The organism is Streptomyces sp. NPDC059002, from assembly GCF_042740435.1.
Lineage (GTDB): Bacteria > Actinomycetota > Actinomycetes > Streptomycetales > Streptomycetaceae > Streptomyces.
This window is the reverse complement of sequence record NZ_JBHYJI010000004.1, coordinates 88643-109113: the sequence shown is the minus strand read 5'-3', so window position 1 is coordinate 109113 and position 20471 is coordinate 88643. Positions and strand designations below refer to the sequence as shown.

Annotated in this window: 19 protein-coding genes; 12 read left to right on the top strand and 7 right to left on the bottom strand. The window is 72.5% G+C overall.

Going from position 1 to position 20471, the window contains the following annotated elements:
• Positions 1-86 precede the first annotated feature (86 nt).
• The 7 genes from ACFWZ2_RS05895 (at position 87) to ACFWZ2_RS05865 (ending at position 8015) form a co-directional block, all read left to right on the top strand.
• The gene (locus tag ACFWZ2_RS05895; protein ID WP_384542414.1) at positions 87-1019 is read left to right on the top strand and encodes a 3-oxoacyl-[acyl-carrier-protein] synthase III C-terminal domain-containing protein; all 933 of its coding nucleotides are present in this window, start codon (positions 87-89) and stop codon (positions 1017-1019) included.
• 47 nt (positions 1020-1066) lie between these two features.
• Positions 1067-2452 (top strand): ATP-grasp domain-containing protein, encoded by a 1386-nt coding sequence (locus tag ACFWZ2_RS05890; protein ID WP_384542411.1) that lies wholly within the window; start codon positions 1067-1069, stop codon positions 2450-2452.
• Entirely contained in the window at positions 2442-3746 is a 1305-nt protein-coding gene (locus ACFWZ2_RS05885) for a type III PLP-dependent enzyme (protein WP_384542408.1), read from the top strand. Before ACFWZ2_RS05890 ends, ACFWZ2_RS05885 begins: the two co-directional genes overlap by 11 nt.
• Before the next feature lie 81 nt (positions 3747-3827).
• A complete protein-coding gene (locus tag ACFWZ2_RS05880; protein WP_384542405.1) occupies positions 3828-4127 on the top strand; it encodes an acyl carrier protein in 300 nt (99 codons plus the stop codon).
• 2 nt (positions 4128-4129) lie between these two features.
• Positions 4130-4984 carry a hypothetical protein gene (locus ACFWZ2_RS05875; RefSeq protein ID WP_384542402.1) on the top strand — a complete coding sequence of 285 codons (855 nt, stop codon included), beginning with the start codon at positions 4130-4132 and terminating at the stop codon, positions 4982-4984.
• Entirely contained in the window at positions 4981-5601 is a 621-nt protein-coding gene (locus ACFWZ2_RS05870) for a hypothetical protein (RefSeq protein ID WP_384542399.1), read from the top strand. Before ACFWZ2_RS05875 ends, ACFWZ2_RS05870 begins: the two co-directional genes overlap by 4 nt.
• 194 nt (positions 5602-5795) lie before the next feature.
• On the top strand, positions 5796-8015 hold the full coding sequence (locus tag ACFWZ2_RS05865; RefSeq protein ID WP_384542396.1) for an MMPL family transporter: 2220 nt from the start codon (positions 5796-5798) through the stop codon (positions 8013-8015).
• Between the two features lie 108 nt (positions 8016-8123).
• On the opposite strand, the gene ACFWZ2_RS05860 is transcribed toward ACFWZ2_RS05865, so the two are convergent.
• From ACFWZ2_RS05860 to ACFWZ2_RS05845, 4 genes are all read right to left on the bottom strand, one after another.
• A complete protein-coding gene (locus ACFWZ2_RS05860; RefSeq protein ID WP_384542393.1) occupies positions 8124-9359 on the bottom strand; it encodes an acyl-CoA dehydrogenase family protein in 1236 nt (411 codons plus the stop codon).
• Positions 9360-9474: 115 nt separating this feature from the next.
• The gene (locus ACFWZ2_RS05855) at positions 9475-10263 is read right to left on the bottom strand and encodes an alpha/beta fold hydrolase (RefSeq protein ID WP_384542390.1); all 789 of its coding nucleotides are present in this window, start codon (positions 10261-10263) and stop codon (positions 9475-9477) included.
• Entirely contained in the window at positions 10260-10610 is a 351-nt protein-coding gene (locus ACFWZ2_RS05850; RefSeq protein ID WP_384542387.1) for a hypothetical protein, read from the bottom strand. Before ACFWZ2_RS05850 ends, ACFWZ2_RS05855 begins: the two co-directional genes overlap by 4 nt.
• 35 nt (positions 10611-10645) lie before the next feature.
• Positions 10646-10906 (bottom strand): acyl carrier protein, encoded by a 261-nt coding sequence (locus ACFWZ2_RS05845; protein ID WP_384542384.1) that lies wholly within the window; start codon positions 10904-10906, stop codon positions 10646-10648.
• A 209-nt stretch (positions 10907-11115) separates the two neighbouring features.
• On the opposite strand from ACFWZ2_RS05845, the gene trpC reads away from it, so the two are divergent.
• Positions 11116-11928 carry an indole-3-glycerol phosphate synthase TrpC gene (trpC, locus tag ACFWZ2_RS05840; RefSeq protein ID WP_384542381.1) on the top strand — a complete coding sequence of 271 codons (813 nt, stop codon included), beginning with the start codon at positions 11116-11118 and terminating at the stop codon, positions 11926-11928.
• Between the two features lie 2 nt (positions 11929-11930).
• Here the strand turns inward: trpC and trpD are convergent, their stop codons facing one another.
• Positions 11931-12998, bottom strand: coding sequence for an anthranilate phosphoribosyltransferase (gene trpD / locus ACFWZ2_RS05835; protein WP_384542378.1), 1068 nt, complete (start codon positions 12996-12998; stop codon positions 11931-11933).
• Positions 12999-13148: 150 nt separating this feature from the next.
• On the opposite strand from trpD, the gene ACFWZ2_RS05830 reads away from it, so the two are divergent.
• Entirely contained in the window at positions 13149-14570 is a 1422-nt protein-coding gene (locus ACFWZ2_RS05830) for a PLP-dependent aminotransferase family protein (protein WP_384542375.1), read from the top strand.
• On the opposite strand, the gene ACFWZ2_RS05825 is transcribed toward ACFWZ2_RS05830, so the two are convergent.
• On the bottom strand, positions 14527-15132 hold the full coding sequence (locus tag ACFWZ2_RS05825) for an anthranilate synthase component II (protein ID WP_384542372.1): 606 nt from the start codon (positions 15130-15132) through the stop codon (positions 14527-14529). The two genes, ACFWZ2_RS05830 and ACFWZ2_RS05825, sit on opposite strands and share 44 nt — an antisense overlap.
• Before the next feature lie 41 nt (positions 15133-15173).
• Positions 15174-16673: an anthranilate synthase component I family protein gene (locus tag ACFWZ2_RS05820; protein ID WP_384542369.1), complete on the bottom strand. Its 1500-nt coding sequence runs from the start codon at positions 16671-16673 to the stop codon at positions 15174-15176.
• Between the two features lie 214 nt (positions 16674-16887).
• Here ACFWZ2_RS05820 and ACFWZ2_RS05815 point away from each other — a divergent pair, with 214 nt between their 5' ends.
• The 3 genes from ACFWZ2_RS05815 (at position 16888) to ACFWZ2_RS05805 (ending at position 20471) form a co-directional block, all read left to right on the top strand.
• Positions 16888-18216 carry a class II 3-deoxy-7-phosphoheptulonate synthase gene (locus ACFWZ2_RS05815; RefSeq protein ID WP_384542366.1) on the top strand — a complete coding sequence of 443 codons (1329 nt, stop codon included), beginning with the start codon at positions 16888-16890 and terminating at the stop codon, positions 18214-18216.
• 104 nt (positions 18217-18320) lie between these two features.
• Positions 18321-19361 (top strand): ketoacyl-ACP synthase III family protein, encoded by a 1041-nt coding sequence (locus ACFWZ2_RS05810; RefSeq protein ID WP_384542363.1) that lies wholly within the window; start codon positions 18321-18323, stop codon positions 19359-19361.
• Between the two features lie 84 nt (positions 19362-19445).
• Positions 19446-20471: a hypothetical protein gene (locus ACFWZ2_RS05805; RefSeq protein WP_384542360.1), complete on the top strand. Its 1026-nt coding sequence runs from the start codon at positions 19446-19448 to the stop codon at positions 20469-20471.

Below are 20471 nucleotides of genomic sequence, written 5' to 3'. Positions count from 1 at the left end.
GGCTGACAGCCCTCTGACGGAGCGCTGATCGCGGATCGCCCGCACCAATCAGTGAGCTGTCAGCGCGCCTCAATAGCGTCCGGGCCATGACCTCAGTGGTGGCGGTGTCGAGTCATCTGCCGGAGACGGTGCCGGTGCACGGGCTCAAGGAATCCCTGGGCCTCAAGGATCAGGAGGTCCGTCGTTTCACCCGGCTCTACGGCCTCGACCGGATCTGCCAGGCCCCCGGCCGGTCGGAGGCCGAGCTGCTGACCGCGGCGGCCGGGAAGCTGGAGGGCCTGGCCGGGCAGGAGGACCGGGTCCGCTATGTGATCCAGGCCAAGGGGATCCGTACGACGGCGCCCTACCCGGACCGCCCCCTGCGGGAGGTCCGCGAGAGCCTGGGCCTGCGCCGCGCGCGCACGTTCGCGGTCGCCGACCACGGCTGCGCCACCGGGCTGCTCGCCCTGGACGTGGCCGGCCTGCTGCTGGCGGCCGACGGGGACCCGGACGCGCTGGCGCTGGTCCTCGCGGGCGAGAAGACCATGACGCCCTTCTCCCAGTGGATCGCCGACGTCTCGATCATGGGTGAGGCCACCGCGGCGGTGCTGCTGGCACCCGGCGGCGGACGCGACCGTGTGCTCGGCTACGCCAGCCGCATCCACGGCAGGGCGGACGGACTGATCGACCTGTCGGGCAGCGGCCTCGCCAAGGAGGCGTCCCGCATCTACCAGGACGCCCTCCAGGAGGTCGTGCTCGCCGCCACCGAGGAGGCGGGCATCACCGTCGCGGACCTGGACCTGGTCCTGCCGCACAACGTGAACCGGGTCTCCTGGACGGTGGCCGCCAAGAACCTCGGCATCCCCGTCGACCGGATCTTCCTCGACAACATCGGCGCCACCGGCCACAGCTTCTGCGCGGACCCGTTCATCAACTACCAGTCGGCCAGGGAGCGCGGCCTGCTCAGGCCCGGCGACCACTACCTGATGACCTCGGCGGGCCTGGGACAGACCTTCGCCGCCACGATCCTCCAGCACTGAACGCTCCCGTACCGACACCGGACAGACAGGAGAGAGGCGTCGACGACATGGACGAATTCCTGAGGGGCTTCCTGCCCAGGCTGAAGACCGCGGTGGCCGGTTCCCCCCAGGCCCCCCTCGTGTTCCTGGGCAACTTCGAGGTCGAGGAGGTGTGGGCGCGCGGCGAGCACACGCTGCCCCGCTTCTCCGCGGCCACGGGCAGTGCCGTGGTCAACCGGATGGACGAGTTCGCGCTGCTCCTCGCGGGCAAGGGCGACCACGTCGTCCTGAAGGCCCCGCCGGACCCCGGCTACCTCGCGTATCTGGAGGGGCTCGGCCTCGACCTGCCCGTCCTGCACACCGTGGCGGCGCAGGACACCCAGCGCACGGTCACCGAGGACGCCCTCGCCGACCCGGCGCTCCTTGCCGCCCTGGGCGAACTGGCGGGGCAGGGCGCCACGTTGGTGCCCCACGGGGTGTCCGTGGTGGAGGAGGAACTCGCCCGGAGCGCGGGCCTGCCCCTCGCGGGCCCCGGCGCCGACGTCTGCAAGGCCGTCAACAGCAAGATCTACAGCCGTCGTGTCGCGGACGGCCTCGGCCTGCGCCAGCCGCGCGGCTGGACCTGCGAGAGCCTCGACGAGCTCGCCGAGGCGCTCGACCACGCCCGGGGCCTGCTCGCCGAGGGGCGCCGCGCCGTGGTCAAGGAGGCCTTCGGGGTCTCCGGCAAGGGCATCGTCGTCCTGGACAACGAACGCTGGATCGAGCGCGTGCTGCGCATGGTCCGCCAGCGCGTCGAGCGGTCCGGGCAGCAGCGGATCGCCTTCGTCGTCGAGGAGTGGGTGCCCCACTCCGGTGACCTGAACTACCAGTTCACGGTCGGCCCCGAGGGCGACGTCCACTTCGACTTCGTGAAGCGGGCCGTCACCGAGGGCGGCGTCCACAAGGGGCACCGGATGCCGGCGCGGCTCACCCCGGCCCAGTCGGACCCGCTGCGGGACGCGGCGGCGGGCATCGGCGCCCGCCTGGCGCGCGACGGCTACACCGGAGTGGTCGGGGTGGACGCCCTGCTCGACACCGAGGGCGGTGTGTACCCGGTGATCGAGATCAATGCCAGGAACAACATGTCGACGTACCAGGTGCGGCTCCAGGAGCGGTTCGTCGACGACGGCCGCTGCGCCCTGGCACGCCACTACCCGCTGCGCCTCACCCGCCCGCTGTCCTTCGACGCCCTGGCCGATCTGCTGCGCGGCCTGCTGCTCGAACAGACCGGCGGATCCGGCCTGTTGGTGAACAACTTCGCGACCGTCAACGCCGGGCACGCCGTCCGCCCCGGCGAGCCGTTCGACGGGCGCCTCTACGGACTGGTGGTGGCGGACTCGGTGGCCGAGCTGGCCGCGCTCGACGACGCGATCGCCGCCAGGCTCATGTCGGAAGGAGCGATTCATGCCTGCTGAGACCGAGGTGCAGGGGCTGAAGGTCACGGACATCGCCGAGGAGTTCGGCACCCCTCTCTACCTCTACGACGGAGACGTACTGCGGGACTGCATGGCGGACCTGCGCGAGCAACTGCACCCGCGCCTGGAGGTGTTCTTCTCCCTCAAGGCCAACCCGAACGCGGCGATCTGCGCCCTGCTGCACGCGCACGGCGCCCGCGCCGAGATCTCGTCGCTCGCCGAGCTCGCCACCGCGCGGGCCGCGGGCGTCGCGCCCGAGGACACCATCTTCCTCGGCCCCGGCAAGAGCCGCGCGGAACTCGCCGCCTGCCTCGACGGGGAGGGCGGGGGCGTGTACGCGATCATCTGCGAGTCGTTCGGCGAGCTGGCCCTCATCGACGAGGTGGCCGCCGAGCGCGGGGTCGTCGCCCCGGTGGCGCTGCGCGTGAACCCCGAGTTCGCCGTCAAGGGCTCCGGGCTCACGATGGGCGGCAAGCCCCGCCAATTCGGCATCGACGAGGCCCAGTTGGCGCAGGCGACCGATCTGCCGGCCCGCCACCGGCATGTCCGCCTGATGGGCGTGCAGGTGTACATGGGTACGCGGATCCTCAGCGAGAGCGCCGTCGCCGAGAACACCGAGCGCATCCTCGACCTGGCCCAGCGCCTCTCCGGGAGCCTCGGCTTCCCGCTGGAGATGGTCGACATCGGCGGCGGCCTCGGTGTCGCCTACTTCGACAACGAGAGCGACCTGGACCTCGGCGACATCGCCGCGCGCATCAATCCGCTGCTCGACAAGTTCGCCGCCGCGCACCCCGACACCCGGCTCGTGATGGAGCTCGGCCGCTATCTCACCGCGCTGTCGGGCACGTACGTCACGCGCGTGCGCTATGTGAAGACCTCCATGGGGGAGAACTTCGCGGTCGCCGACGGCGGCACCAACCACCACATGGCGGCGGTGGGCATCGGCTCGTTCGTCAAGCGGAACTTCCCGATCCAGGTGCTCAACCGCCTGGACGAGCCCGTCGCGGGCGACTGGAACATCACGGGACCGCTGTGCACGCCGAACGACACCCTCGGCAAGAAGGTCGCACTGCCCGAGATCCGGCCAGGTGACCTGATCGGCGTCGGGCGCTCCGGTGCCTACGGGCCGAGCGCGTCCCCGGTGAACTTCCTCAGCCACGGCCACCCCGCGGAGGTGCTCGTCGTGGACGGCACCGCCCACCTGGTCCGTGAGCGCGACCGACCCGAGGACCTGCTGCGACTGCAACGCCTGCCGGGAAAGCCCGCGTTCGGCGGTCCGCGCACCGCCGAGTGACACCCCGAACCCCACGCACCCCACGCACCCCACGCACCCCACGCACCCCACGACACGAACCCCAGGAAGGGAACCCCGACCATGTCCGACACCGCCGTCACACCCGCCACGCCCGAGGCGCCGCAGGACGCCCGCAGGGACGAGGTCGTCACGGCCATCAAGGCCGCCCTGACCCAGGTCCTGAACCAGGACCTGTCCGGCCTCGACGCCGAAGCCCGCCTCTTCGACCAGGTCGGCCTGGACTCCAGCGGAGTCTTCGAGCTGCTCATGGAGCTGGAGGACCGGCTCTCCCTCGAACTGGACACGGACAGCCTGGAGATGCGGCACTTCGAGACGGTGCGCAGCCTCGCCGACTTCCTGCTCACCGAGATGAGCGCCTGACGGTGTACCGGACGCCTGCACCCGACCTCGGCGGTGCCCCGCCTCCCGCGCTGCGTCTGGCGCGGGCGGCGCACCTGGAGTTCCCCCGGGGCGAGCACCGCATCGACGACGCCTTCTCCGCCCGGCACTTCACCGATCTGACCGCGGCCCACGGGCGCGCGTACCGGCCCGATCTGGTGCCGGGCGGCGCGGGCAACGACTTCACCACGATGTCCCGCCGGCTCGTCGAGGACCTCGGGCTCGCGGCCGAGCCGGTGGGCGCGGTGATCGTCGCCCATGCCACGCCTGACCTCGACTGCCGCCACGCGGCGGCCACCTATCTGTCGGAGGTCTGGCCGGACGGGCCGCTCACCTTCGCCGTCGGCGAGCAGGGCGGCATCGCACCGTTCGGCGCCCTGGGCCTCGCCGGGGCCTATGCGCGACGGCACGCCCTGAGCCGGGTGCTCGTGCTGGTGCTCGACCAGGCGTCCCTGCCGTACGACACCGGTGCCGGGCCGCAGGGCGACGCGGGCGTCGCCCTGCTGCTCGCCGCCGACGAGGCCCCCGGGATCCGGCCGTCGGCCCGGGTCACGCCGGGGGTCGCCACGGACGACGTACGGGCCGAGCTCGCCCGGCAGTTGGCGCCCTCGCTCGCCGAAGGGCCCGTGACGCTGGTCGCGGGCCCCGGCATCGACCCGGGACGCGATGTGCCGGACGCGGTCGCCGAGGTGCGCACCACCGCGAAGGGGTTCCCGTGCACGGCGCTGTGGGCGGAGCTCGCGGGTCCGTCCGCGGCGGGCGAGCGGCCGGTCCTGGTGGACCGTGATCCGCTCACGGGCGACCTCGGGGTCTGCCGGACCGCGGGCGGGACGTCATGAGCGCGGTGACGGCACCGGCCGGGTCCCGGGTGTGGACGCGGATCCACCGGACCGCCCGCGACGAGGGGCTCGCCCCCGCCCTGACCGTGCTGCGGCGGACGGCGCTCGACGGGCGTCTGCCGCTCGGCCCGCGGGGCCATGGCATGCTCGCCGCCGCCGAAGTGCCGCAGGACGTCGAGGAGTTGGCTGCGACCGAGCTGCCGGGCGGCCGCGTGGTGATGGTCCGCCACGCGCGTGGGCCCGCCGCGGCGGATCCGGCGCTCGCCCTCGGCCTCGTCTGGCTGCGGCTCGGCCTGTCGGAGCGGCTGCGCGAGGACGTCGTCGACCACCTCCAGGGGCGCACGGTGGGGGACGGGAATCCGCTGCTGCAGCAGCAGTTGGTGAAGGCGGCGGTGGCCGAGGCGCTGCTCGACCATCTGGAGGTGCGCGCCGTGCTCGACGAGGCCGGGACCGGCATGCTGTCGGGCCCGCAGTTGCGCGATCTGCAGGATCAGCTGACCGGTGCCGACCGGGCGCAGGTGCGGCTGCTCGGCGCGTCCGGCTATCTGTCGTCGGGGCCGGGACAGGTCGCGTACGTATCGGAGTTGCTCGCCGAGGCGCACCGCGTGGAGGAGTGACGAAAGAGCGGTCCTGACCTGGGCCGGAGTGCGGAAGCGCTCCGGCCCACCGGCATGCCCGGCGGGCGGAATCCAGGCGTCCGGGGGGTCGGAACGAGCCATTCAGCCACACTCCCCAGTGACAGTTGACGGGATTCAAAGACACCTGTCACTGTTGACTGACAGGTACCGAGCAGGGATTGAGGTATGGGCTGATGGATCGTCAGAATGCCGGGGCGCGGGCAGCGGACCGGCCCACCGTCCGGATCGCCATGTGGAGCGCGCGCCACCCATGGCGCGCCGTCTTAGGCTGGCTGCTGCTCGTCGTGCTCTGCCTCGCGCTCGGTTCGATGGCAGGCACCCGCGCGGCCGACAGCGTCGACTACCGGGTCGGCCAGGCGGGCCGGGCCGAGGACATCGCCCAGGACGCGGGGATCCTGGACCCCCTCGAAGAGAAGATCGTCATCACCCCGGCCCCCGGCAGCGCCACACTGGACAAGGAGGCCGCCCGCGCCGCGGCCGCCGACGCCGTGCGGCGGATGACCGGCGCGCCGTCGGTCGCCGAGGTCAAGAAGCCCGAACGGGCGCCCAGCGGCGACGCGTTGCTCGTCACGCTCACCATGAAGGGCGAGGAGGCGGCGATCTCCGACGACATCCCGGAGCTCCTCGACCGCACGGAGGCCGTCCAGAAGGCCCACCCGCAGGTGCAGGTGGCGCAGACCGGACACTTCTCCATGGGGCAGGGCGTCTCCGAGTCGATGGGGGAGGACCTCGCCACCGCCGAGCGCATCACCCTGCCCCTGACGCTCATCATCCTGATGGTCGTCTTCGGCGCCATCGTCGCCGCCGGAGTCCCGGTGCTCCTCGCGCTCTCCGCGGTCGGTGCCGCGATGGGCCTCTCCCAGCTGTTCTCGCACCTCTTCCCGAGCGTCGGCGCCAACAACAACCTGATCCTGCTCATGGGCATGGCGGTCGGCGTCGACTACTCGCTGCTCTTCGTCAAGCGGGTCCGCGAGGAGCACGCACGCACCGGCGGCCGGATGGCCGACGAGGCCGCCCTGCGCATCGCCGTGACCACCGCGGGCCGCTCCGTGCTGGTGTCGGGCTGCGCCGTCATCGTCTCGCTCGCCGCGCTCTTCGTCGTCGGCGACGTCGTCTTCTCCTCGCTGGCGATCAGCTCGATCTCCGTCGTGGCCATCGTCCTCGGCGCCTCGCTGACCCTGCTGCCCGCACTGCTCGCCAAGCTCGGCCGCGCCCTGGAGCGGCCCCGGCTCCCGCTGCTCGGCCGCCTCGCCGCCCGCTCGTCGGGCCCCGGCCGGCTGTGGCCCCGGCTGCTGCGGCCCGCGATGAACCACCCGCGCGTCGCGCTCGTCGCCGGTCTCCTCGTGATCGCCGGGCTCGCCCTGCCCGCGCTCGGCATGCAGCTGTCCTCGACGGAGGTCAGCACGCTGCCCAAGGTCGCCGCGGTCAAGGCGCGCGACCGGATGATGGAGCAGTTCCCTTCGCAGGGCGCCGACTATCTGGTCGTCGTGCGGACGGACACCGAGCAGCGCGGCGAACTGCGCCCCGCCCTGCGGGACTTGGAGCAGCGCGCGGAGCGTGACCCCCTCTTCCGCTCCGACATGGCGCCGCGCACCAGGATCGCCGACGACGGCACCACCGGCACCCTGCGCATCAAGACTCCCTACGCCATCGACTCGGACAAGGCGCAGCAGGCCCTCGACCGGGTCCGCGACGACCTGGTGCCGGGGACCGCGGGCCGGATCCCGGGCGCGGAGACCGCCGTCACCGGCGACGTGGCGCGCAACGCGGACGTGCTCGACCACCAGATGGACGCGCTGCCCTGGGTCATCGGGGCCGTCCTCGCACTGAGCTTCCTGGTGATGCTGGTCGCCTTCAGGTCCGTGCCCGTCGCCCTGGTCTCCACCCTCCTGAACGTGGCGTCCGCGCTCGGCGCGCTCGGCCTGCTGGTCCTGGTGTTCCAGTCGGACTGGGTGCAGGGCCAACTCGACTACGAGTCCAACGGGTTCATCGTCGCCCGCATCCCCCTCTTCCTGTTCGTCATCCTCTTCGGCCTGTCCACCGACTACAACGTGTTCATGGTGAGCCGCATCAAGGAGGCGGCGCAGCAGGGCAAGGCCACGAAGGAAGCGATCCTGGAGGGCATCGGACGCTCGGCGAGCGTCGTCACGGGTGGCGCCGTGGTGATGGTGGCGGTCTTCGTCAGCTTCATCTTCACCAACCTCCTGGAGATGAAGCAGCTCGGATTCGGGCTCTGCATGGCCGTGATCCTGGACGTCGTGGTGGTCCGCATCCTGATCATGCCGGCGGTGCTGCAACTGCTCGCGGGCAGGCTGTGGTGGCCCGGCAGCGCCGGAGACCGCCTCCAGGTCGCCGTACCGGCCCGGCACGAAGAGGTGCAGGTCGTCCGGTGACGTCACCGGACATGCCGAAGGCCCCCACCACGCGCATGTGGCGGGGGCCTTCGGTGCGCCCGGCCGAGAGCACCGGTGCGCCCGGCCGAACTCACCGGGCGGACGGCGTCACGCGTCGGCGGCCGGTACCGGAAACGGCTGGTCCCGGTCGAACCGGTGGGAGCGGTAGCCCTGGAAGAGATTGAGCTTCTGCATGCTGCTCGTGCCTTCCAGGAACTCCATCGCGCGGGCGTCCCGCGCCAGCTTGTCGAGGAACGGGTGCTCCAGGCGGGCGCCGGGACCGAAGAAGGCGCACGCCTGGAGCGTCGCCTCCTCGGCGAGCCGCGCCGCCCGGACCTTCGCCGCCGACGGGAGATGCCCGCTCGCCCCGTCGTGGTCGACCGCGGCGGCGGCCCGGTGCACCAGTTCCCGGCAGGCGCGCACCTGCCGCCCGAGCCGGTCGAGACGGTGCCGCTCGTCGGCCTTCAACTGCCGCCGGTTGTCCCGTACATACGCGTGCGCGGCGCGTGCGACGCCCAGCGCGATCGCGGCCACGCCGGGCCGCAGCCGGTTGAACGTCTGGATGAACGCCCAGGTGCCCCGGCGGCTCGGCGACAGATGCCGCCCCAGGACCTGCTCGTCGGCGATGGCCACGCCGTCCAGTTCGATCGAGCTGATCAGGGCGCCGCGCAGCCCGATCATGGGCAGTGCCGCGGCCCGGAACCCGGGCACGTCCGTCGCCGTGAGCACCGCGTTCACGCCGAGCGGCCCCGGTCCCGTACGGGCGAAGACCACCCCGATCCGGGCCCGCGCCGCATTGCCCACATACCGTTTGGCGCCCCGCAGTTCGAGCCCTTCACCCTCCTTGCGCGGAGTCAGCGACGTGGTCATCGCGGCGGCATCCGAACCGTGGTCGGGTTCGGTCAGCGCGAAGCACGTCCACAGGGGCTCGGCGGTCATCCGTCCGTAGAACCACTCCTTCTGCGCCTCGTCGGCGAGCACCTCCACGAGGACGCCCGCGAGCAGCGGCCCGGGGGCGGCGATCAGCATCCCCGCGTCCGCGCAGGCCAGCTCCTCCATGATGACCGCGCGTTCCAGGGCCAGTTCACCGCGGAAGCGCCGGCCGCCGATCGGTTCGGGGTCGTGGCCGTAGGCGGCCGGGATCCCCATGCGCGCCAGATAGCGCACGGCGGGCAGGTCGAAGCAGTGCCGGACCCACTCGGGATCCGCGTCCAGGGCGAGGGCGTGCGGGGAGAAGTCCGCACCCCACTCGCTGAACTGCGCGCGCAGCGCGCGCAGCGGTGCGTCGAGCAAGGTCGAGTCGTGTACGTCCGTCATCCGTGCCGGGTGGGTCCGTGCCGTCATCCGCAGCCTCCTGCGTGTTCCTCGGCGGCAAGCGCCGCCGCTCATAGGCAGCCAGGGCCGCCACGAAGCCGTGGCGGCCCTGGTCGTATAGGGGGATGTCAGTGCTGTACGGGCATCAGGGCCTTTCGTGGGGTGACCGGTCCCCGCGTCCCGGGGACAAGGGGGCGAGGAAGCCGTCGAGGAGCCGCGCCACGTGCTCGGCGCGCTCCTGCATGGGGAAGTGGCCGCAGTCCGGGACCAGTTCGAAGCGGGCCAGCGGCAGCCCGGCCGCGAGGGCCCGGCCCTCCTCGGGAGGCGTCGCGACGTCGCGTTCGCCGGACAGCACGAGCACCGGGGCCCGCACCGCGTCCAGGTCGACGAAGGGGGAGCGCAGATAGCACTCGAAGTACCGCATCCAGCCGTACGGGCCGACCTGGTCGCGCAGCCGCCGGGCCAGCCAGTTCCGGTGCCTTTCCGGATAGCGCCCGGCCTCGCCGACGGCCAGGGCCTCCTCGAAGACCCGGTGGAACTCGTTGAGGTGGTAGGTGATCGCCGCCCAGTCGAACTCCTCGGCACGGGAGCGGTGGAACGGGCTCAGGAGCACGGTCGGCCGCGGTGCGATGCGCCCGCTCGCGTACTCCTCCAGGAGCAGGCCCGCCGCGTACGAGTGCGCGACGACGGCGTCGTACGAGGAGTCGGCGAGGTCCGCGAGGATGCGGCCCGGGTCGTCGAGCGTGCTCCAGTCGGTGGCGGCCATGCCGCGCCAGGGCAGCTCCGCGTCCCGCAGCGCGAGCCGGTCGCCGACCTGTCGCACGAGGCGGTCCCACACCGATGCCGTGCCGCCCAGGCCGTGCAGCAGCAGCACCCGTGGCGCGCCGTCCGCCGGGGCCGCCGTGCGCGGCCCCGCCGGTGGGGCGGCCGTCACCGGGGACGTCCGTCGGCCTCGGTACCGGTACCGTGCGGCGCGTCGGGGACCTGGCGGGTCGCGCCGGTCCCGCTGTCGTCGCCGGTCCTGGTACCGGTACCGTGCGGCGATCCCGGGGCCCGGCGGGTCGCGCCGGTCCCGCTGTCGTCGTCGGCCTCGGTGCCGGCACCGTGCGGCGAGTCCGGGACCCGGCGGGTCGCGCCGGTTCCGCTGCCGTCCTCGGCCCTGGTGCCGGTGCCGTGCGGCCGGATGAAGCCGATGGTGTCGGGCTTCACCCCCGCGTCGTGGTGGGCGGTGCTCTCGGTGAAGAGCACGCCCGCGTCCTCCCCGGTCGGGATGTTCGCCACTGCCTCTCCTCCGTCGGGAACCCGGTCGGCCCGGACTACCGGGACAGGCCCTCTTCGACCACCGCGACGACCCCGTCGAGGTTGACCATGCGGAGCAGCTCGGCCTGGTCGATCCCGATGCCGAAGGCGAGTTCGAGCGCGGTGAGGATCTCGATGGCGCTCATCGAGTCGGCGTCATGGTCCTCCTTGAAGAGGCTGGTGCCCGACACGTCCGCGACATCGATCTCCAGGATCTCGCAGACGATTTCCTTGACCCGGGCACGCTGTTCGCCGGTGAGGGTGACCGCGTTGGTCATTTCTCCTCCAGAAGAATCCATTCGAGGGGACGCCCCGAATTCTTCACGAAGGGACTGACGGCGAACTGACAGGCCGCTGATGGCGCCTGGTCACCGGTTTGACTTGGGTGTTTCGATTGCCGCTTAAAGGAGATGTCCGGGCTCCCGCGCAGCGCTTATCGTCCGGTCTCGATCGCGTCCGGGATTCGGCTGCGGAGGGAATTCAAGCGATGAATGCGCTCGACGGAATCATCGAAGGGGTACGCGAGGACCTGGCGGGGCGCACCGCGCGCGTCCCGCTGTCCCTGCTGCGCGACGAGGCGGCGGCCAGGGGGGTGCCGCGCGACTGCGCCGCGCTCCTGCGGCGCGGCGACCACGTCCGCGTCATCGCCGAGGTGAAGCGGGCCAGCCCCTCGCGCGGGCCGCTCGCCGACATCGAGGACCCGGCGGCGCTCGCCGCCGACTACGCCGCGGGCGGGGCCGCCGCGGTCAGTGTGCTGACCGAACAGCGCCGGTTCGGCGGCTCGTTGACGGACCTGGTGGCCGTACGCGAGCGGGTGGACGTCCCCGTGCTGCGCAAGGACTTCGTCGTCGACCCCTACCAGCTGTGGGAGGCCCGCGCGTACGGCGCCGACCTCGTGCTCCTGATCGTCGCGGCGCTCGGCGCGGACCAGCTGGCCGAACTGCACGCCCAGGCGCGGGAGATCGGCCTGACGCCCCTGGTGGAGGTGCACGACGAGGCGGAGGCGGAGCGGGCCGTCGCCGTCGGTGCCACGGTGATCGGGGTGAACGCCAGGAACCTGCGCACCCTGCGGGTGGACCGCACGACGTTCGGCCGCATCGCCCCCGGGCTGCCCGCCGACCGGGTGCGCGTCGCCGAGTCGGGGGTGCGCGGGCCGTGGGACGTGGCGGCCTGCGCGCGGGCCGGCGCCGACGCGGTCCTGGTGGGCGAGGCGCTGGTCACCGGCGGCACCCCGCGCGCCACCGTGGCCGCGCTGCGGGCCGCGGGCCGCGTCCGCCCCGTCGCCCTGCCCGCCCCGTGATGTCAGCCGGTCTCCGCGAGGGCCCGCTTGCCGGTGACGGACACCCACCGGTCGAGGACGGCGGCCGCCGCGCCCGAGTCCACCGACTCCGCGGCCCGTTCGAGACCCACGGCGAGCCGGGCCGCCACGGTCCTGCCGCCCGCGGGTTCCAGGGCGGCGAGTCCGGCGGCCGCCGAGAGCAGCACCGCGTCCCGCACCGGGCCGCGCGCTCCGGCGAGGACCTCGTGGCACACGCGTGCGTTGTACGCCCGGTCGCCGCCGCGCAGCGCGTCAGCGGGCGCGAGGGCGATGCCCAACTCGCGCGGATCGAGGACTTCTTGGCGCACCCGGCCGTCCGACACCGACCAGACCGTGGAGGTGGTGTGGACCGACAGCTCGTCCAGGCCGTCGTCGCCGCGGAAGACGAACCCGTCGGTCCCGCGGCGCCCGAGCACCCGCGCGAGCAGCGGTGCGAGGCGGGCGTCCGCAACGCCGATCGCGGCCGCCGTCGGCGCGGCCGGATTGACCAGCGGGCCCAGCACGTTGAAGACGGTGCGCACCCCCAGCTCCCGGCGCGGCCCCGCCGCGTGCCGCATGGCCGGATGGAACAGCGGGGCGAAGCAGAACGTGATGCCGACCTCCTCGGCGACCCCCGCGACCTCCTCCGGCGCGAGGCGCAGCGCCACCCCCAACTCCTCCAGGACGTCGGCCGATCCGCACGCCGACGACGCGGAGCGGTTGCCGTGCTTGACGACCCGCGCCCCCGCACCCGCGGCGACGACCGCCGACATCGTCGAGACGTTGACGCTGCGCGAGCCGTCGCCGCCCGTCCCGACGATGTCGAGCGTCGGGCCCGGCACCGTGATCCGCACGGCGTGCCCGAGCATCGCGTCGACCAGGCCCTCGATCTCCTCCGCGACCTCTCCCTTGGCCCGTAAGGCGATGAGCAGTCCCGCGAGCCGCACCGCGCCCGCGTCGCCCGACATCACCTGATCCATGGCCCAGGACGTCTCACGGGCGGACAGGTCACGCCCGCCGAGCAGTGCGTCGAGCAGCTCGGCCCATGTGTGGTCCGACGGTTCGCGGGTCACGTCATTTCCCCCTGGCGAAGAAGCGAATGTCGAATTCCAGTGTCCGGGCGCCACTTCACTCCTGCCAGACCACTCGGCCCCGCTCCATGCGGTCCACTTCGAAACGACCGATGCGCTTGACGTAACCGAAGCGTTGAAAGGAGAGACGTCATGGCTCTGCATATGGCAGTGGACGTCGCCCGTGATTCCCGCACGTCCCTCACCGCGCAGATACAGAACTTCATCAAGCGGGAGATCGAGGAAGGAATTCTGCATCCCGGCACACGACTTCCCTCCAGCCGTCGGCTCGCCCATGACCTCGACGTGTCCCGCAGCGTGGTCGTGGAGGCGTACGGCCAGCTCGTCGCCGAGGGCTATCTGGAGGCGGCCCAGGGCGCGGGCACCCGGGTCGTGGAGCACCTCACCGCCGAGGCGGTCGTCCCGACCCTCCTGGAAGCGGGGCGCCGGACCGACGCCCGGTGGGACCTGCGGCCGGGCGGCGGGAACCTGCCCGCCTTCCCGCGCCGCGAATGGCTCGGCTGCTACGAACGCGCCCTGAAGTCCGCCGACTCCTCGGCGCACGCCTACCCGCCGCTGGCCGGTGACCCGGGCCTGCGCGTCGAACTCGCCCGCTATCTGGGGCGCGTTCGCGGTGTGCGCGCCGACCCGGAGCGGATCGCGGCCGTGGCCGGGTTCTCGCAGACCCTGAGCCTGCTGTGCGGCGTCCTGCGCGGGGACGGCATCGACGCCATCGGGGTGGAGGACCCGGGCCACCCGGGACAGCGCCAGTTCGTGCGGGAGTGCGGGCTCCGGGCCGTGCCGCTGCCCGTGGACGGGGCGGGACTCGACGTCGGGGCGCTCGCCGCCACCGGCCTGCGCGCCGTCCTCGTCACCCCGGCCCACCAGTACCCGACGGGCGTGACCCTGGCGCCCGAACGCCGCGACGCGCTGGTGCGGTGGGCCAGGGACACCGGCGGACTGATCGTCGAGGACGACTACGACGGCGGCATCTGGTACGACCGCGGACCGCGCCCGCTCGCCCTGCAGCGCCTCGCCCCCGAGCACGTCCTGTACGCGGGCACGGCCAGCAAGACGGTCGCCCCCGGACTCCGCCTCGGCTGGGTCGCGGCCCCTGCCGAACTGCTCGGGCGGCTGCTGCGGGAACGGGCCCGCCACGACCTCGGCACGGAGACCCTGACCCAGCTCGCCTTCGCCGAACTGCTGCGCAGCGGACTCCTCGACCGCCATCTGCGCCGCCTCAACTCCCAGGCCCGCGACCGGCGTCACGCCCTGGAGGAGGCGGTCCGCCGCCAGCTGCCCGGGGCGGCGGTGACCGGGCCCGCGGCCGGGCTGCACACCTACGTCAGGCTGCCCCCGGCCACCGACGAGGCGGCCCTGGTCGCCGGGGCCCTGCGCGCCTCGGTGGCGGTGCGCGGCGGGGCGGCCTTCCGCACCCGGCCGCCGGAGGGGGAGGACCCCGCCCTGGTGATCGGCCACGCCCATCTGCCGCGGTCCGGCGTGGCCGAGGCGGTGCGGATCCTCGGGACGGTCAGGGCAGGCGCCCCGCGGCGGAGCGCTCACCCGAGGTCCTGAGGAAGTTCTCCATCATGGCGAGGCCGCCGGACGTCATCACCGACTCGGGGTGGAACTGCACGCCCTCCAAGGGCAGTTCACGGTGGCGCAGGCCCATCACGTACCCGTGGTCGGCGGCCACGGCCGTGCGGGTGAGCACGTCGGGCAGCGGTTCGGCGACGACCAGGGAGTGGTAGCGGGTGGCCTCCAGGGTGTGCCCGAGACCGGTGAACACGCCCGCCCCGTCGTGCCGTACGGCGCTGGTGCGCCCGTGCATCACCTGGTCGGCCACCTCCACCCGGCCGCCGTACGCCAGGGCGATGGCCTGATGGCCGAGGCACACCCCGAGCACCGGAACCCGCCCTGCGAACTCGTGCACCAGCTCCACATGGCCGGAGTCGGCGGGGTGCCCGGGACCCGGGCCGAGCACCACGGCGTCCGGCTCCCGCCCGGCAAGGGCCTCGGGGGAGCGGGTCAGGGAGCGGACCACCTCGGTGCGCGCCCCCAGGGTGCGCAGGTACTGGTCGATGATGTGCACGAAGCTGTCGTACGCGTCGATCAGCAGGACGCGCCTGTCTCCCATGCCCCGCACACCCCTCACGCCTCCCGTGCCTCTCCTGTCCGTCATGCCTGCAGCTCCTTCCCCGTGAGGGCCCAGTGCGCGGCGCCCATCTTGGCCAGCGTCTCCCGCCACTCGGACTCGGGGTCGGACTGCGCGACCAGGCCCGCCGAGCTCTGCGTGGAGTAGGTGGTGCCGTCGTACTCGACGGACCGGATGCACAGCGCGAGTTCGGTCCACCCGCGCGCGTCGACCAGGCCCACCGCGCCCGCGTAACTGCCGCGGCGCTCCCGCTCCAGACCGTCGATGATCTCCATCGCGCGCACCTTGGGCGCGCCGCTCATCGTGCCCGCGGGGAACGTGGCACGCACCGCCTCCCAGGTGCCCGCGTCCCCGGCGAGCCGTCCGGTGACCGTGGAGACGAGATGGAAGACGTGGGAGAACGCCTCCACCGCCATCAGCCGGTCGACCGGCTGGGTGCTGGGCCGGCACACACGGCCGATGTCGTTGCGGCACAGGTCGACGAGCATCACGTGCTCGGCGCGCTCCTTGGAGCTCTCCTGCATCTCCTTGACGCGCTGCTCGTTCTCCGCCTCGTCGGGGCCGCGGTGCGCCGTGCCCGCGATGGGGCGCATCTCGATCCGCTCGCCCTGGATGCGGACGTACAGCTCGGGGCTCGCCCCGACCAGCAGATGACCGGCGCGCGGCGCCAGATACATGTACGGCGAGGGGTTGCGCGCCCGCAGCCGCCGGTACAGGTCGACGGGGGTCAACTCCGTGCGGACGTCGATGCGGTGACCGATCTGGATCTGGTAGATGTCACCGACCCGGATGTGCTCCAGGCAGCGCTCGGCCCAGCCGAGGAACGTCTCGCGGCTCACGCTGTCGCGCACCGACACGGGCGCGGGAGCCCCGGGCACGGCCGACGCGGCGTCGGCGCCCCGCTCCGCGGCGTCCGCGACGAACTCCGCCACCCGCCCCGGATCCACCGTGCGCTCCCCGAAGTCCGGGCTGTCCGCGGTGAGTCGGTGCACCGTCGCGGAAGCGGGGTCGTACCAGACGGTGTCCCGGAAGAGCGTGAGGGTGATGTCGGGGCCCCCGGCGGCGTCGGTCCGCCGCGGCAGGGACTCCATGTGCCACACGGCCTCGTATGCGAGCGAGGCCAGGAACCCGAAGGCGTACCGGCTTTCGGGGACGTCGGTGTCCACGCGGAACGCCTGCTGGGCCGCCGGGAGCATGCGCCACAGCGCCTCCCGGTCGCCGAGGAGCAGTCGCCCGTCCCCGGCCGGGGCGAGCCCGGCCTCCTCGGCGGTGCGGGTCAGCGCCGCCACCACCGCGGGCGCCCCGTCGATCTCGACGTGCCGCGCGAACACCCGTATCTCCGCGAGGGAGTTCACCCCCACGACGGCCGATCCGTCGTCGAATCCGGAGCCGTCCGCGCTTTCCAGCAGAAAGACGTCCCTGTCGCGGCAGACCCCGCGCAGCCGCTCGTACAGCTCCAAAGGGTCGTGATGCGGTAGCTCGACGGAGGTGACCCGCACCCCGATACGCCGTGCCGTCTCCATGGTGAACCCCCTGTGAATCGGCCGCTGTTGAAGCGAATACGCGAGTGTGCTCGCCGGTGCATTCAGCGAAACAGCGGCCGGACCGCCGGGGCCAGACCAATTCCGCACCCCGTATGCGGACCACTTCGAAAGAGCTTGACCCCGGCCATGGCCCGGGATTCAGCTGGAGTGAATCCCGCCCGTGCACAACGGTTCCCGCTGAAAGGCTCTTGCGATGGAGAATTCCCCTCTCGAATCCTGGCGCACCAGGACCGTGGCACAGCAGCCGATGTGGCCCGACGCCCGTGAACTCACCGAGGTCACCGACTGGTTGGGCACGGCACCACCGCTCGTCTTCGCCGCCGAATGCGACGCGCTGCGCGACCGGCTCGCGGCCGTGGCACGCGGCGATGCCGTGCTGCTGCAGGGCGGCGACTGCGCGGAGACGTTCGACGGTCTGACCGCCGACGCGATCCGCGGCAAGCTCAGGACCCTGCTGCAGATGGCGGTGGTCCTCACCCATGCCACGGCGCTGCCCGTCGTCAAGATCGGCCGCCTCGCGGGCCAGTACGCCAAACCGCGCTCCAGTCCCGTCGAGCGGCGTGCCGGTGTCGAACTGCCCTCGTACCGCGGCGACGCCGTCAACGGCACCGCGTTCACCGCCGAGGCCCGCCGCCCCGCCCCCTGGCGGCTCAAGCGGATGTACGAGAGCTCCGCGACGACCCTGAACCTGGTGCGGGCCCTGACCATGGGCGGCTTCGCCGGTCTGAGCCAGGTGCACGCCTGGAACCGGGGCTTCGTCGCGACGTCGGACGCCGGTGCCCGCTATGAGGCGATCGCCGACGAGATCGACCGCAGCATCGCGTTCATGCGCGCCTGCGGCGTCGACACCTCGGAGCTGAGCACCGCCGAGTTCTTCGTCGGCCACGAGGGCCTGCTGCTCGACTACGAGGCCGCCCTGACCCGCACCGAACCCGACACGGGCCGGGCCTACGCCACCAGCGGCCATCTCCTGTGGATCGGGGAGCGCACCCGCGATCCGGACGGCGCGCACGTCGAGTACTTCTCCCGGATCGCCAACCCCATCGCCGTGAAGCTCGGCCCCGGCGCGACCCCCGACACGGTGCTCTCCCTCATCGACCGTCTGGACCCGCGGCGCGAGCCCGGCCGTCTGACGTTCGTCGTGCGCGCGGGGGCCGACCGGGTCCGCGACGTGCTGCCCACCCTGGTCGAGAAGGTGCGGGCCGAGGAAGCCCTCGTGTGCTGGGTCAGCGACCCCATGCACGGCAACACGACCACCGCGCCCAGCGGCCACAAGACCCGCGACTTCGCCGCGGTCCTCGACGAGGTGCGCGGCTTCGTGGAGGTGCACCGGGCCCTTGGCACCCATCCGGGCGGCGTGCACGTCGAGTTGACCGGCGACGACGTCACCGAGTGCGTGGGCGGCGGCAACGCCGTCCTCGCGGAGAACCTGCACCACCGCTACGAGACGGCCTGCGATCCGCGCCTGAACCACGCCCAGTCGCTGGACCTCGCCTTCCTCCTCGCGGAGATGTACCGCTGAGTCAGCGGAGCGTCAGGCTCCGTCTCTAGGGTCACGAGCCACCAGGGGCTTTCAGGGGTTCTCGCGGCAGAAGGACGCGCGACAGAAAGAGGAGATACGGACTGATGAGGTTCGACGACCTGTACATCACCGGAGTCGGCGTGCACATACCCGGTCGGGTCGCGGTGTCGGACGCCGTGGTACGCGGTGATTTCGACGAGAAGCTCGCGCGGCGCACGGACATGGAGTCCATCGCCGTCTCGGACGGCGAATCGGGCCCCGAGATGGCGGCCAAGGCCGCCCGCACCGCACTGCGGCGCTCCGGCACCGTGCCCTTGGACATCGACCTGATCCTGCACGCCGACGTCTACTACCAGGGCCACGACCTGTGGGCCCCGGTCTCCTACATCCAGCGCGAAGCGGTCGGCAACCGCTGCCCCGCCATCGAGGTCCGCCAGCTCTCCAACGGGGGCATGGCGGCCATGGAACTGGCGGCCGGGATGCTCACCGGCGGGATGCGCACCAGCTCGGCCCTGCTCACCACGGGCGACCGGTTCTGCCCGCCCGGCTTCGACCGCTGGCAGAGCGATCCGGGCACCGTGTACGGCGACGTCGGCACGGCACTGGTCCTCTCCCGCCACCCGGGCTTCGCGCGACTCCGCAGCCTGTGCACCGTCTCCGGGCCGGAGCTTGAGCAGATGCACCGGGGCGACGACCCGTTCGGGGCCGAGCCGTTCGAGGTCCGGCGGCCCGTGGACCTGGACGTGATCAAGCAGGCGTTCATCGACAAGGTGGACGTCTCCTACATCGTCGCGCAGTCGACGGCAGGCCTGTCCGAGGTGCTCAAGCGCGCGCTCAACGAGGCCGGTTGCGAACTCTCCGACATCGACTGGTTCGTCCTGCCGCACTTCGGGCGCCGCAGGCTCACACAGACCTTTCTGCGGCCGTGGCACCTCGACCGGGACGCGACCACCTGGTCCTGGGGCAGAACGGTCGGACACCTCGGCGCGGGTGACCAGTTCGCGAGCCTCACCCACCTCGCGGAGTCGGGCAAGGCCGAGCCGGGACAGCGGTGCCTCCTCGCGGGGGTCGGGGCCGGATTCACCTGGTCGTGCGCCGTGGTGGAGATCCTGCAGGCGCCCTCGTGGACGGGCGCCGCGGCGTGATCGTCCGGCGGCATCAGTTCGCTGTCAGCGGCCTTTGCGAGCGTGGGGCGGTCAGCAGTCACCCGTGAAGGAGTTGGTCGAGGTATGTGGTCCAGACACGTCACGACGGGCCTGACGGCGCTCGCGGTGGGGGCGTCCACGCTGCTCATGTCCCCCGTCGCGACCGCCGCGGCGACCGCGGTCTGCACGCCGGCCAGTCTTCCGCTGCCCGCGGGAGCCACCGAAGGCATCGTCACATCGGCCGACAGCGCGGGCGGCTACGCGGGGCACACCTACGGCACCGCGCCTCATGCCGTCCGCTGGAAGAACGGCCAGGTCACCGACTACGGCACCCTCGCAAGCCTGCCCGGCTCGCGCCCGACCGTCGAAGGCGTCAACCGCGACGGCACCGTGGTCGGCCACGCGGTCGACGACAACAACAACGTCCTTCCCTTCCGTTCCCGCGACGGCAAGCTGGAGGCCCTTCCCGTGCCGTCGTTCGACGGCGCCATGAACGCCTTCCCCACGGCGATCAACGACAGCGGCGACATCGTGGGCTACGCCAGGGCCGACCGGGACAAGGCCCCCATGGTCGCGGTCAGGTGGCCCGCGTCCGCGCCGGGCACCGTCGTACGCCTGACCGGCGGCCTGCCGACCACCGGGCAGACCAGTGCCGTCGGCATCGACCAGGACGGCACCGTGCTGGTCAACGCCTACCCCGCGGACGACCCGATCAGCGCCACCTCCGCCCACCTGTGGCGCGCGGGGAGCAGCCGGAAGCTGGCGGCCCCGGCGGGCGCGGCCAGGACCCAGGGACACGCGATCTCCAACGGCCGGGTCGCGGGGACGGCCGACGTCAACGGCGTCGTGTGGGACCAGAACGGCACGGCCATCACGGCCGACAAGGACGCACTGCTCTACACGATCAACCGCTCCGGCCAGTCCGTCGGCTACAAGGACGCGCCCTTCGGCGCCCAGGTGCTCGGGGTCTGGCAGCTCGGCACGGAGATCGCCACGCTCACGGGCATGGAGAAGAACGTCAAGGTGTCCGCGGACGACGGCTCCCTGGCCGGGAGTCTCTACTCCAGCACCACGCGCCGCACGATCCCGACGACATGGCGGTGCAGCTGA